10 protein-coding genes are annotated in these 12957 nt (G+C 65.4%); 7 read left to right on the top strand and 3 right to left on the bottom strand.

Annotated features, from left to right (window positions below):
• Positions 1 to 12: 12 nt before the first annotated feature.
• Positions 13 to 1023: a DNA-binding protein gene (locus tag HNP55_RS13910; protein ID WP_184300370.1), complete on the top strand. Its 1011-nt coding sequence runs from the start codon at positions 13 to 15 to the stop codon at positions 1021 to 1023.
• Between the two features lie 129 nt (positions 1024 to 1152).
• Here HNP55_RS13910 and HNP55_RS13905 read toward each other — a convergent pair whose 3' ends face one another.
• From HNP55_RS13905 to HNP55_RS13895, 3 genes are read right to left on the bottom strand one after another with little or no spacing between them, the layout of a single operon-like run.
• Positions 1153 to 2394, bottom strand: a complete 1242-nt coding sequence (locus tag HNP55_RS13905; protein WP_184300367.1) for an MFS transporter — start codon at positions 2392 to 2394, stop codon at positions 1153 to 1155.
• Complete coding sequence (locus HNP55_RS13900; RefSeq protein WP_184300364.1) at positions 2391 to 3425, bottom strand: class I SAM-dependent methyltransferase; 1035 nt, start codon at positions 3423 to 3425, stop codon at positions 2391 to 2393. Before HNP55_RS13900 ends, HNP55_RS13905 begins: the two co-directional genes overlap by 4 nt.
• 34 nt (positions 3426 to 3459) lie before the next feature.
• Positions 3460 to 5526, bottom strand: coding sequence for a TonB-dependent receptor (locus HNP55_RS13895; protein WP_184300361.1), 2067 nt, complete (start codon positions 5524 to 5526; stop codon positions 3460 to 3462).
• A 130-nt stretch (positions 5527 to 5656) separates the two neighbouring features.
• On the opposite strand from HNP55_RS13895, the gene HNP55_RS13890 reads away from it, so the two are divergent.
• From HNP55_RS13890 to nirB, 6 genes are all read left to right on the top strand, one after another.
• Positions 5657 to 6601 (top strand): helix-turn-helix transcriptional regulator, encoded by a 945-nt coding sequence (locus HNP55_RS13890; RefSeq protein ID WP_184300358.1) that lies wholly within the window; start codon positions 5657 to 5659, stop codon positions 6599 to 6601.
• A 71-nt stretch (positions 6602 to 6672) separates the two neighbouring features.
• Positions 6673 to 7251 (top strand): ANTAR domain-containing response regulator, encoded by a 579-nt coding sequence (locus tag HNP55_RS13885; protein WP_221439582.1) that lies wholly within the window; start codon positions 6673 to 6675, stop codon positions 7249 to 7251.
• Between the two features lie 305 nt (positions 7252 to 7556).
• A complete protein-coding gene (locus HNP55_RS13880) occupies positions 7557 to 8777 on the top strand; it encodes a CmpA/NrtA family ABC transporter substrate-binding protein (RefSeq protein ID WP_184300352.1) in 1221 nt (406 codons plus the stop codon).
• Between the two features lie 16 nt (positions 8778 to 8793).
• Complete coding sequence (ntrB, locus tag HNP55_RS13875; RefSeq protein ID WP_184300350.1) at positions 8794 to 9699, top strand: nitrate ABC transporter permease; 906 nt, start codon at positions 8794 to 8796, stop codon at positions 9697 to 9699.
• A gap of 4 nt (positions 9700 to 9703) precedes the next feature.
• Entirely contained in the window at positions 9704 to 10510 is an 807-nt protein-coding gene (locus HNP55_RS13870) for an ABC transporter ATP-binding protein (protein WP_246448406.1), read from the top strand.
• A complete protein-coding gene (gene nirB / locus HNP55_RS13865) occupies positions 10507 to 12957 on the top strand; it encodes a nitrite reductase large subunit NirB (RefSeq protein ID WP_184300347.1) in 2451 nt (816 codons plus the stop codon). Before HNP55_RS13870 ends, nirB begins: the two co-directional genes overlap by 4 nt.

Genomic DNA, 12957 nt, shown 5'->3' with positions numbered 1-12957 from the left:
TAATATTTATCAATGAGCACAGAAACAGAGATCCAGGCCGAGGTCGAGGCCCTGAAAGCCCGATTCAGCGAAACCAAGGCCCTGTACCGCGAGGTTTGCGCCTTGCTGTTCTTTCGCCACGGCATCGCACCCACGGCCTCCAAGCTCTACCAGTACGTGCGCAAAGGCTCGATGAGCGTGCCGGCCGAGGCCCTGGCCAGGTTTTGGGAGGAGTTGAGGGGCAAGGCCAAGGTGCAGATCGACCATCCCGATCTGCCGGAGGCCCTCAAGCAAGCCGCAGCCGATGCGGTGCAGACGCTCTGGACCCAGGCGACGGACTTGGCCCGCGAGGAATTGGCGGCGTTGCGGCTGGAGGCGCAGGCCAGCGCCGATCAGGCCCTGGCGGACTTGGCGCGGCAAGAGGCCAGCAATCAAGGTCTGCAAGCCCAGATCCTTGAGTCGCGTACCGCCGCGTCAGATTTGCGGGCGGAACATAGGCAGCTCAATGATGAGTTGCAGAGCGAAAGGCGCTCGCACGCCGCCAGCCTGGCGCGCGCCGATGAGTTGCAGCGTCAGGTGAATGAGTTGCTGTTCCAGCAAGAGCGCGTTCGCGCCGATTTCGCGGCCGAACTGGAAAAAAGCCGTACAGCCGTCCAAGCCAGCGAAGAACGCGCCCTGGGCTCCGAGCGCCGCGCCTTGCTGGAGATAGACCGCGAGCGCGTCGCCCGCGCCAACGCCGAAAAACAGCTGGAAGCCTTGCGTGCCAAACAGCTTGAGGCTGAACGACACACCCAGGCCAGGGCTCTGGACCTGGCCGCCCAGCATTCCCGCATCAGCACCGAGTTTGAGGCCGCGCAACTCAGCCTCGGCCGGCTACAGGCCAACTTTGCGGAGCAAACCCAGCAATTGCTGCTGTCCCAGGAGCAAGCCACGCAGTTCAAGAGCGAAGCGCAAACCCTGCGCGCCTTGCTGGAGCAGTTCAAGCCCGTTCCAGCGCCTGCACCCAGTCCCAAGTCCGGCAGAACCAAACGCGGGCAGGCTTGACGCTGAGTGATGACGGTGATGCGTTCGAACTCTTGTGGGCGGTGACGGCGCCTTCTTTTGTTTTTCTGTGATTTTACATAATACACATTGTCGAACTTTCAAGGAGACGGAGAAAACCGCCTCCTAAGCTCAGCGATGAGCCCCGCTCGGCTTGCCCGAAGTCCCCATCCCCGAGGCCAGCAGCAACGCAAATCCTGTTCCGGCAAGCAACCCGACCAACATCCCGGCATAACCGAAACGGTCCAGCAATACGCCGGCGGCAAACGGCACCAGCGTACGCGCAAGAACAAAGAGGCTGGATTGCAGGCCGTAGTCCAGCGCGGCAAGTCCCGGACGAATATGGAACATCATGGCGCCGAACACCAGCCCGGCGCTTGCGCCCATCGCCACCGCAACCATCAGTGCGGCCAGCATGAAGACAGGCGCTGACGTCGCCAAGACCGTGGCCGCGAGCAAGACGCTCAATGCGATCACATTGAACACGGCAAAGCCCGGCAAGGTCCTGGCCAGCCCCAGGACGCGCGTCAGGTAGGCACCCGCTAGGCTGGAGACCGCCCCGACCAAACCGCCGGCAAGGCCCACGAGCATCGCGATCCGCTGCGGCTCGAAGCCCTGATCGAGCAGCAAGGGCTTCAGATAGACCCAGGCGGCCCCCACAAAGGGGAAGTAGCACAGCATCAGCAAGCACCAGCGCCGACGCTGCGGCAGGCCAAAGTAGCCGATCCACTCCCGCCACCCTGCTTTCACTGCCACGGGGACGGGTGCCCGCCCTGCCCGCTTCGCCGGCAAGGCAAATATCAGTGCAGCGCCCAACACCACGGGGGCGGTCAGCGCCATGAAGGTGCCGGCCCAGCCAAAACGCCCATGGATCAAGAGTGCGAGGCCGCCGCCCACGATGGCGCCCAGCGAGGTCGCGGCCGACCGAATGGCGCCGGCGCGAACACGCTCAGATTCCGGCAGGATTTCAATGGCGAGCGCATTGGTCGGCACATCGACCCAGGTTCCCAGCAGATTGACCGCCATGGCCAGGCCAAACAGCAGCCAGCGCGGGCTGTGCGCCAGATCATGGAGCGCGAGCAAAGCCAGCGCTGCGGCATAGGCCAAGCCCAGCAGGGCGGCCCAGTTGCGGTAATTGGCCTGGCCCAGACGGAGGCGTTCGATGGGCAGGGCCAGCACGAATTTCAGCATGGCCGGCAAGCCGGCCAACTGCAGCAAGCCGATCGAGGTGCCACTCCAACCCTGCTGGCGCAGCAGCAGCGGCAGCCCGAGGTACAGATAGATGAGCGGCGCCGACAACGCCAGGTGGAGCCAAGCCAGAACCAAGTGCTGCGGCCACCACGATGCAGCCCCGCGCTGTGCGCTGACGCTCATGGGCGCCTGCCGATATAGACCCAGGCTGGCGCCATCGGGAAGCACGCCGGCTCCAGCGCATCGACCGGCTCAAAGCCTGCATCGATCATGGCGCTTGCGAGCTCGCCCTGCTCCGGCAGATACCGACCTCGCATCCGCATCGGCGTGTAAAAAGGCAGCACCCGTGCGCATATTTCGGCATCCTCGCGCTGCTCGGCATGCGCCAGAAGCAGTCGCCCGCCCGGCTTCAATGCCTGGAACATCTTGCGCAACACGGCGTCGATGTCTTGCACGAAGTGCAGCACGGATGAGCACCAGATCAGATCGTAGCCACTGCCTATCGGGTCCCGGTCAAGATTGGCGCCCAGCGTGGCGATGCGGGACGACAGCCCTGCTTCATCGATATTCGCTTGCGCGATCTGGGCCGCCTCTGGCAGATCGCAGACCGTGCCCTGCCAGGCGGCATAGGTCGTGGCCAGGGCAATGGCCACGAGGCCGGGGCCGCCGCCAAGATCGAGAAAACGGCAGCATGCCGGAAGAGCGGGCAGATTGCGCAGCAGTTGCAAAGCGGCCGGCACGGTCACGGCGCGTTGCTCCTGGGCAATCTGCGCCTGGGCGGCGCGGGCCCAGGCCGCTGGATTCGCCGGCTCGGCCGGCGGCGCCGCCTCGGCTTGCGCAATGAAATCGCCCATCTGCCCGGCAAAGCCGCGCAGAAAGCCGGCACGGTACAGCCAGGCCTGCGAGCAGTCCTCGGCGGAGGCCGGTGAAAAAAACCGCCGCGCCAGGGGCGAAGCGACGTACATCGTGGCGTAAGCGCCCATGGGCCGAATGCGCGAGAGCATGCCCATGCTCCACAGCAGCTCCAGCCAAACGGCGGTGTTACGCGGATGCAATGCAAATCTTTCGGCCACCTCGTCGATCGTTGCGTGATGTTCCAGCGCATTCAGCAAACCCTTCGCGAGTGCCAGCTCCAAGGCCTGCGTCTGGATGGGGGCTGCAACCAATTGCCAGAATGGCTGCAGCGCATGGTCTTCTTTGAAGTTCATCGTCATCAGAATGTTCCTTGTCCTTGTTTCAGGCTCGCCCTCACTGGCGCCAGCTCAGCCGTGCGCCCAACTCACGCGGCGGGCTGAATACCGTCACGAAACCGTTCTGGTAGCCCACGGCGTCGTAGCGTTTGTTGGCAGCGTTGTTCGCGTAGGCCGCGAACTCCCATGCGCCTCGCGCATAGCCGCCGAGAAGGTTCAGCAAACCATGGCCCTGGCGTGCGTAGCGGTTCGCGGCGTCGAGATAGACCTTGCCCATGCCCACCAAGCCCGCCTGCGCATACCAGCCCGAAGGCGCCTCGTAGCGCAGGCCGATGTGGCCACTCCAATCGGGAGCGAAGGGATTGTGTTTGCCGGCATAGTCGGCGGCAGCGTCGCGGAAGCGCTCGAAACGGGTGTGGTTCCAGCTCAGCCCGCTCTTGATCTGCCAGCCGCCGCCGGGCAGATAGTCAAGCTCCAGCTCCAGGCCCTTGGACCGTGCCGCCGCGGCGCTGGTGATATAGGCCAGGCCGGGCGCGGGCATCTGCATGACCTGCATATCACGGACCTCCATCAGGTAAGCCGCGAGGGAGTGGCGCAACCGTCGGTCGGCCGCCCTGCCCTTGATGCCCACCTCGTAGGACCAGACCTTCTCGGGCTCGTAAGGCAGGTAATGCACGGCCGGCGAAAGCACGTTGAAGCCCCCGGCGCGCACGCCACGGCTTGCGCTGAGATACCACTGCTGATCGCGGGCGAAGCGGGACTGCAGCGCGAGCCTGGGCGAGACCTGGGTCCAGCCGGCCTGCCGCCGCGCATCGCCCTCTGGCAGGATCTCCACCGTGTTGCGTTCGACGCGGGCGCCGGCCGACAGGGACCACGCCGAGCTCAAAGGCTGGTTCCAGTTCGTGAACAAGGCGAAGGTATTCCCCTGCCTGGCCACCCGCAGATCGCTGGCGCCCATCGGTGACTTCGCCAGATTGTGTAAAGCGTCGTCCTGCCGATCGGCGTAGATGCCGGCCAGCCAGTCGGCCGTGCCAAGCCGCCCTTCCAGCCTCAGCTCCTGCGATAGATTGCGCAGATGATGGTCGCGGCCGATATGCAGCAGGTCGGCCGGCCTGAAGTCGGTGTCTTGTTGCACGCGGTCAAGCAAGGCGCTGTAGGCGGTGATCGCCTGCAAGCGCAAGCCCGCAGCCAAGCCCTGCGTGGCATTGAGCGACAAGGTCTGGCCGCGCGAGCGATTCCAGCTCGGCGTGCCCGAGGCGACCTGGGCCCGCGACGACGCAGGGCTGCCCCAGAGTGCTGCACCGTCGTCGTACTGCTGCCGCGTGTAGCGCAGTACCAGCTCGGTCGCCGCCGTTGGTGTCCAGCGCAGGCCCAGATTGAGGTGCAGCTGCTCGCGCTCGTCCTCCCGCCGCCCGGTATACAGATTGTCGATAAAGCCCTGTTGCCCGGACCAGCCTCCGGCGATGCTGGCCGCCAGCGTGTCCGGAAGCAGTGCGCGGCCGAGCGAGAAGCGCAGCCATCGCTTGTTACGGCTGCCGGCCTCCGCGGACATGCTGGCTCGCGGCGCACCGTCCATCGGCAGGCTATGGACCGCAATCACGCCCGCCTCCGCATTGCGCCCATACAGCGTCGACTGCGGCCCGCGCAAGACCTCGATCCGGTCGAGGTCGAGAAAGTCGTATTCAAAGCCCTGCGCCGTCAACATCGGCACACCGTCCACCAATAGCAGGGCGGCGGTCGAGAAGCTGCTGAAATTGGCCGTCAGGCCGCGCATCACCGGTGCGTTCAGGCCGGCCTGCCCAAAGGGTTGGAAGGACAAGCCGGGAACGCGCCCCTCCAGCTGCGCCAGGCTGGAGAAGCCCGCCCGCTCGCTCTCCTGGCCCTCAAGTACGGTGAGACTGGCCGGCACCTTCTCCAAGGCTTGCACCAGCTTCTCGGCACGCACCGTCACCGCCGGCAGCGCGGCCGTTGGCGGCCCCGCCTCCGCAGCCCCGGCCGAGCTGCACACACCCAAGGCAGCGCCGCAGGCGCCGGCCAGCAGATGGCGCCGTAGCAGCCCCAGCCACAGCCGCCGCGCAGGTGTCCGTAAGGCGAGGCGCTGCTCGCCACATATTGCATCGTTCATAGGAATTTGCCGTCGATGAAGCAGCTTTGCTGCCGATTGACGAGCACTCTAATTCCTGTATGAGAATGATTATCATTTGATATTTATGCATTCCGGATTGTTTCGTATGCATTCCGGTTGGGAGGATTCCATGAGCTATCGACTCTCGAGCACCGACCTCATCAGCACGAAGGAGCACGGCGGCTTGGCTTGGGAGCGCTCCCGCATCCCCGCCGAACTCGGCATCGGATATGCCGACCGCCTGCGCCTGGACGAGGGCCTGACCCTGGCCATCTCCCGCTACCGGCCGCAACGGGATCTGCTGGAGGAAAGTGTGATCGAACGCGACACGCCTTCGCTGACCGTCACGATCGCGCTGGCCGGCGCCTCCAGCTACCAAAGCTCGGCCGGCGCCGTGCTCGACTTCCTGGCGGGCCACACCACGGTGACCGCCGCGCGCGCGACGCGCGGCCTGCGGCGTTACCGGGCCGGGGACGATGTATGCCAGCTGCGGCTGATTGTGGACACCGTGGCACTAAGGCGGTATTCGCTGGAAGCGCTGGCTCTTGCGCCCGCACAGAGCGCCGGAAGCGCTTGCCAGGTGTTTCATGGCGCCAGCAAGCCGGTGCTCAGCCGTCTCGCGCAGAGGCTGCTGCAAGGCCATGCCAGGCCAGACGCTTCTTTGCTGGAGATTCAGATCGCCGCGCTCAGCCTGCTGGCGGAGCAAGGCCGCTGCATGGCGCCGCCCGCCAAGCCAGCGGCCTGGCGGCCGGACGAGTACCGCCGCATCTGCGCGGCCCGCGAGCTCATTCACCAGCATTTCGACCAGGCGCTGACGGTGGCTTGGCTGTGCGCGCAAGTCGGCAGCAACGAGTTCACATTGAAACAAGGCTTTCGCGAGCTGTTCGGCAGCACACCGTATCGCATGCTGACGGAGGTGCGCATGCAAGCCGCGCTGGACCTGCTGGCTGCAGGCGAGCGTGTGTCCAGCGTCGCTTACCGGACGGGCTTCCAGCATCCGTCCAACTTCAGCGCGGCATTCCGGCGCTATTTCGGCTATGCGCCCAAGTCGGTGCCAGATCGCAGCGTCGAATAGCGGCGGGTCGCCCGTGGCGGCACGGAAATTGCGGGCCTCGCCCTGCCATGCCCAAACCACCACCTTCACCCTTGCGCGTTCTGCTGATCAATGATGGCGCCCACCACCTCCAGCTGATCCAGCAGGAGCTGGCCCGCCAAGGCTGCGAGGTAGTGGGCGTGATCGAGCAGGCCACGCTGATCCACGATTGCGTGCTGCGCCTGCGGCCCGATGTGGTCATCGTGGACAGCAACTCGCCCTCCCGCGACACGCTGGAGAATCTCGCCGCGCTGAATGAAGCAAGCCCCAAACCGGTGGTGGTGTTTGCCGAGGACGGCAGCGACGCACCCATGCGTGGGGCCTTGAAGGCAGGCGTCAGCGCCTATGTGGTCGCCGGACTGCAGCCGCAGCGGCTGGCCGCGGTGATGCAGCTTGCCATTGCCCGCTTCGAGCAAGACCTGGCCCTGCGGCAGAAGCTGGACCGCAGCGAGGCCCAGTTGGCGGCCCGCAAGCGCATCGAGCGCGCCAAAGGCATTCTGATGGCCGAACTGGGCCTGGACGAAGACGCCGCCTACCAACGCCTGCGCCGCCTGGCCATGGACCGCGGCGCGGCGCTGGCGGAGGTGGCCGAACGCATCATTGAAGCGCAGTCCCTGCTTCGCCCCACATGACTCCGCCGCCGCACCAAGATGGCGCTCAGCCGAGAGGAATTGCGCGCAAAGCGTGCAGGCGGCGGGCAAACAAGGCCTGAACAAGCTGGCACGCATTGTGCTGATACCTGAGCAGGACCCACAAAGGCGTGGGTTAGGGATTGTTGGATCGGGCAAAGGCGTCCGACTCTTTTCGCAGGCCGGCCGGCATGGATTGCCGATCGGCCTGGGGAAGCGTCGAGACGCCTTTTTTCATTTCTGCCGCTGAAATCACAGATTGAGGAGTCGCTTCCATGCGCAAGGTTGCCGAGATCAATAGAGGTTTGATGAGTGAGCAAAGACGCCAATGGGTGGCTGGCGCGGCGAGCGCCGCACTGGGGGCCGCGCTGCCGGGCGGCGCCTGGGCCGCCGGCTCGGACAAGCCGGAGAAGGACGAGGTCCGTATCGGCTTTATTCCACTGACCGATTGCGCCTCGCTGGTGATGGCCTCGGTGCTGGGCTTTGACAAGAAGTACGGCATCAAGATCGTCGCCAGCAAGGAGGCCTCCTGGGCCGGTGTGCGCGACAAGCTGGTCAATGGCGAACTGGACATGGCCCATGCCTTGTACGGCATGGTGTATGGCGTGCATCTGGGCATCGCCGGCCCCAAGAAAGACATGGCCGTCCTGATGACGCTGAACCAGAACGGTCAGGCCATCACCTTGTCAAAAAAGCTGGCAGACAAGGGGGCCGTGGATGGCCCCAGCCTGGCCAAGCTGATGAGCAAGGAAAAGCGGGAATATGTATTCGCGCAGACCTTTCCGACCGGCACCCACGCCATGTGGCTTTACTACTGGCTGGCGGCCCAGGGCATCCATCCCTTGCAGGACAGCAAGGTCATCACCGTGCCCCCGCCCCAGATGGTGGCCAATATGCGGGTGGGCAATATGGACGGCTATTGCGTCGGCGAGCCCTGGAACCACCGCGCCATCATGGACGGCATCGGCATCACCGCGACGACCACGCAAGACATCTGGAGGGACCACCCCGAGAAAGTGCTGGCCAGCAGCGGCGATTTCGCCAAGAAATACCCCAACACGGCCCGCGCCGTCATCATGGCCGTGCTGGAAGCCGGCCGCTGGATAGACGCCAGCCTGCAGAACAAGCTGAAGATGGCCGAGGTGATCGCCGACAAGGCCTATGTCAACACCAGCGTCGACGCCATCAGCCAGCGCATTCTGGGCCGCTACCAGAACGGCCTGGGCAAGACCTGGGACGAGCCCCATGCCATGAAGTTCTTCGCCGATGGCGCGGTCAACTTCCCCTATCTGAGCGATGGCATGTGGTTCCTGACCCAGCACAAGCGCTGGGGCTTGCTGAAGAGCCACCCGGACTATCTGGCCCTGGCCCAGCAGATCAACCAGATCGAGCTCTACAAACAGGCCGCCGCCCAACTCAAGATCGCCGTGCCCAAGGATCCCATGCGCAGCGCCAGGCTGGTCGACGGCACGCTATGGGACGGCAAGGCCCCCGCCGCCTATGCCGACGCTTTCAAACTCAAGGCTTGAACAACAAGGAGCTGTAATGGTCAGTGCCGTGTTCCACTCCCCCCGCGGCGAGGCAGAGGCCCCCTCTTCCTCGCTCTCCCCGCTCTCTCCTCCCTCAGCCACGGCGCCCGCGCAGCCCGCGGCGAATGCCGGCCCGGCCGCCGCACGCTTCGACTGGCAAGGCCTGTGGATGCGCCTGCTGCCTCCGCTGCTCGGCCTGGCCTTGGCGATAGGTTTGTGGGGCCTGTTCACGCAGAAAGGCGGCGCCTTCCCGACGCCGGGGCAGACCTGGGCCTCGGCCCTGCAGCTCTTCGCCGAGCCCTTCTACAGCAAGGGGCCCAATGACCAGGGCATAGGCTGGAACATCCTGGCCTCGCTGCAGCGCGTGGCCCTGGGTTTTGGCCTGGCGGCGGCCGTGGGCATCCCGCTGGGCTTTGTGATCGGGCGCTTCGAGTTCATCGGCCGCATGCTCTCGCCCCTGATCAGCCTGCTCAAACCGGTCTCGCCGCTGGCCTGGCTGCCGATCGGGCTGCTGGTGTTCAAGAGCGCCAATCCGGCCGCCATCTGGACGCTCTTCATCTGCTCCATCTGGCCCATGGTCGTCAACACCGCCGTGGGCGTGCAGCGGGTGCCGCAGGACTATCTCAATGTGGCCCGGGTGCTGCGCCTGAGCGAGTGGAAGCTGATCACCCAGATCTATCTGCCCGCCATCCTGCCCTATGTGCTGACCGGCGTGCGCCTGAGCGTGGGCACGGCTTGGCTGGTGATCGTGGCGGCCGAGATGCTGACCGGCGGCGTAGGCATAGGTTTCTGGGTCTGGGACGAGTGGAACAACCTCAATGTCGCCCACATCATCATCGCCATCTTCGTCATCGGCATCGTCGGCATGGCGCTGGAGCAGGCCCTGGTGAGCCTGGCCGAACGCTTTTCTTTTACGGAGTGAGCTGATGCAAAAGCACAAAGCCTTCATCGATGTGCAGGCGGTCGAGATGGAGTTCAAGACCCGCAAAGCCAGCTTCCACGCCCTGCGCGATATTCATCTGCAGGTCGAGCGCGGCGAGTTCATCACCTTGATCGGCCACTCGGGCTGCGGCAAGTCCACCTTGCTCAATCTGATGGCGGGCCTGCTGCAGGCCAGCAGCGGCGTGCTGCTGTGCGAGGAGCGCGAGATCCATGCCCCCGGCCCGGAGCGCGCCGTGGTGTTCCAGAACCACTCCCTGTTGCCCTGGTTGAGCTGTTTCGACAACGTCTATCTGGGCGTGGAGTCGGTGTTCGGCGCGCAGGAAAGCAGGTCGCAGCTGCGGGCCCGCACCGAGCAGGCCCTGCACTTGGTGGGCATGGCGCATGCCTTGAACAAGAAGCCGGGCGAGATCTCGGGCGGCATGAAGCAGCGCGTGGGCATTGCCCGCGCCCTGGCCATGGAGCCCAAGGTCTTGCTGATGGACGAGCCTTTTGGCGCGCTCGACGCGCTGACGCGCGCCCATCTGCAGGATGCGTTGCTGCAGATCGTGGCGCGCACCCAGAGCACGGTGGTGATGGTGACCCACGATGTGGACGAGGCCGTGCTGCTGAGCGACCGCATCGTGATGATGAGCAATGGCCCCGCCGCGACGATTGGCGAGATCCTCAAGGTCAACCTGCCGCGCCCGCGCGAGCGGGTGGCCCTGGCGGAAGACCCGGGCTATATCGCCGCCCGCAAGGCGGTGATCGATTTCCTCTACACCCGCCATGCGCGGACGGAGCTGGCCGCATGAACACAGACGCAAAGCCCAAACAAAAGCTGGTGCTGATCGGCAATGGCATGGCCGGGGTCCGCGCCCTGGAGGAATTGCTGAAGATCGCGCCCGAGCTCTACGACATCACCGTCTTCGGCGCCGAGCCGCACCCCAATTACAACCGCATCCTGCTCAGCCCCGTGCTGGCCGGCGAGATGCAGATCGAGGACATCATCCTCAACCCCCTGGACTGGTATGCCGGCCACGGCATCACCCTGCACCTGGGCAAGAAAGTGCAGCAGATCGACCGCATCAAGCGCCGCGTCGTGGCCGAGGACGGCACAAAGGCCGACTACGACCGCCTGCTGATCGCCACCGGCTCCAGCCCCTTCATCCTGCCCGTGCCGGGCAAGGAGCTGGACGGCGTGGTGGCCTACCGCGACATCGCCGACACCCAGGCCATGCTGGCCGCCGCCGCGCGCTACCAGCACGCGGTGGTGATAGGCGGCGGCCTGCTGGGCCTGGAGGCCGCTAACGGCCTGATGCTGCGGGGCATGCAGGTGACGGTGGTGCATATCGCGGGCTGGCTGATGGAGCGCCAGCTGGACGATGTGGCCGGCGATATGCTGCGCCAATCCCTGCAGGCGCGCGGCCTGCGCTTCCTGCTGGGCGCGCAGACCGAGGCCCTGATCCCCGACCCGCAAGGCCGCGTGATGGCCGTCCGCTTCAAGGACGGCCAGGAGATCCCCGCCGACCTGGTCGTGATGGCCGCCGGCATACGCCCCAATACCGCGCTGGCCGAAAGCGCCGGCCTGCACTGCAGCCGCGGCATCGTCGTCAGCGACACCTTGCAGACCGTCACCGATCCGCGCATCTACTCGGTGGGCGAATGCGCCGCCCACCGCGGCGTGGCCTACGGCCTGGTGGCGCCGCTGTTCGAGCAGGCCAAGGTCTGCGCCACCCATCTGGCGCAGTTCGGCATCGGCCGCTACGGCGGCTCGCAGACCTCGACCAAGCTCAAGGTGACCGGCATCGACCTGTTCTCGGCGGGTAATTTCATGGGCGGCGAGGGCACCGAGGAGATCGTGCTCAGCGACCCCTTCTCCAAGAGCGGCGGCGTCTACAAAAAGCTGGTGCTGCGCGATGACAGGCTGATCGGCGCCTGCCTCTACGGCGACACGGTGGACGGCAGCTGGTATTTCAAGCTGCTGCGCGAAGGGCGCAAGCTCAGCGATATCCGCGACAAGCTGATGTTCGGCGAATCGAATATCGGCGATGTCGGCCACCAAGGCCATAGCAAGGCGGCCGCCATGGCCGATAGCGACGAGGTCTGCGGCTGCAACGGGGTCAGCAAGGGCAGCATCTGCAAGGCCATCAAGGACAAGGGCTTGTTCACGCTGGAAGAGGTGCGCAAGCACACCAAGGCCAGCGCCTCTTGCGGCTCCTGCACCGGCCTGGTCGAGCAGTTGCTGATGTTCACGGCCGGCGGCGACTACTCCGCCAGCCCGAAGAAAAAGGCTTTGTGCGCCTGCACCGAGCTGAGCCACCAGGATGTGCGCGAGGCCATACGCAAAGAGCATCTGACCCGCCTGCCCCAGCTCTACGAGGCCCTGAGCTGGCGCACGCCCAATGGCTGCCCCAGCTGCCGCCCTGCCCTCAACTACTACCTGCTCTCCACCTGGCCCAAGGAGGCGGTGGACGACCCGCAGTCCCGCCCCATCAACGAGCGGGCCCACGCCAATATCCAGAAGGACGGCACGTACTCGGTGATCCCGCGCATGTGGGGCGGCGAGACCACGGCCGACGAGCTGCGCCGCATCGCCAATGCGGTGGACAAATACAAGATTCCCACCGTCAAGGTCACCGGCGGCCAGCGCATCGACCTGCTGGGCGTCAAGAAGCAAGACCTGCCCCAGGTCTGGGCCGATATCGGCATGCCCTCGGGCCATGCCTATGCCAAGGCCTTGCGCACGGTGAAGACCTGCGTGGGTTCGGAGTGGTGTCGCATGGGCACCCAGGACAGCACCCGCATGGGCAAGGACCTGGAGCGCGCCATGTGGCGCATGTATGCCCCGCACAAGGTCAAGTTCGCCGTCAGCGGCTGCCCGCGCAACTGCGCCGAGGCCGGCATCAAGGACGTGGGCATCATCGGCGTGGACAGCGGCTGGGAGCTTTACATCGGCGGCAACGGCGGCATCAAGACCGAGGTGGCGCAGTTCTTCTGCAAGGTCAAGACGGCCGAGGAGGTGATGGAAATCACCGGCGCCTTCATGCAGCTCTATCGAAGCGAGGGCTGGTATCTGGAACGCACCGTGCACTATCTGGCGCGCGTGGGCATGGACCATGTGAAGGCGCGCGTGCTGGACGACCTGGAAGGCCGCCGCGCCCTCTGGGCCGAACTGCAGTTCGCCCTCTCCGGCGAGCCCGATCCCTGGTTCGAGCACGCCAAGGCGCAGCTGGATCTGCGCCAGTTTGTCCCCGTCTGA

It is taken from the genome of Roseateles oligotrophus (assembly GCF_014204525.1).
Classification (GTDB): Bacteria; Pseudomonadota; Gammaproteobacteria; order Burkholderiales; family Burkholderiaceae_C; genus Paucibacter_A; species Paucibacter_A oligotrophus_A.
This window is presented reverse-complemented; position numbering and strand designations above follow the sequence as displayed.

Bases quoted from the DNA above. Each gene is read 5' to 3' on its own strand.
- HNP55_RS13905 (WP_184300367.1), bottom strand. From the start codon at position 2,394: ATGAGCGTCAGCGCACAGCGCGGGGCTGCATCGTGGTGGCCGCAGCAC.
- HNP55_RS13895 (WP_184300361.1), bottom strand. From the start codon at position 5,526: ATGAACGATGCAATATGTGGCGAGCAGCGCCTCGCCTTACGGACACCT.
- HNP55_RS13870 (WP_246448406.1), top strand. From the start codon at position 9,704: ATGCAAAAGCACAAAGCCTTCATCGATGTGCAGGCGGTCGAGATGGAG.
- ntrB (WP_184300350.1), top strand. From the start codon at position 8,794: ATGGTCAGTGCCGTGTTCCACTCCCCCCGCGGCGAGGCAGAGGCCCCC.
- HNP55_RS13900 (WP_184300364.1), bottom strand. From the start codon at position 3,425: ATGACGATGAACTTCAAAGAAGACCATGCGCTGCAGCCATTCTGGCAA.
- nirB (WP_184300347.1), top strand. From the start codon at position 10,507: ATGAACACAGACGCAAAGCCCAAACAAAAGCTGGTGCTGATCGGCAAT.
- HNP55_RS13880 (WP_184300352.1), top strand. From the start codon at position 7,557: ATGAGTGAGCAAAGACGCCAATGGGTGGCTGGCGCGGCGAGCGCCGCA.
- HNP55_RS13890 (WP_184300358.1), top strand. From the start codon at position 5,657: ATGAGCTATCGACTCTCGAGCACCGACCTCATCAGCACGAAGGAGCAC.
- HNP55_RS13910 (WP_184300370.1), top strand. From the start codon at position 13: ATGAGCACAGAAACAGAGATCCAGGCCGAGGTCGAGGCCCTGAAAGCC.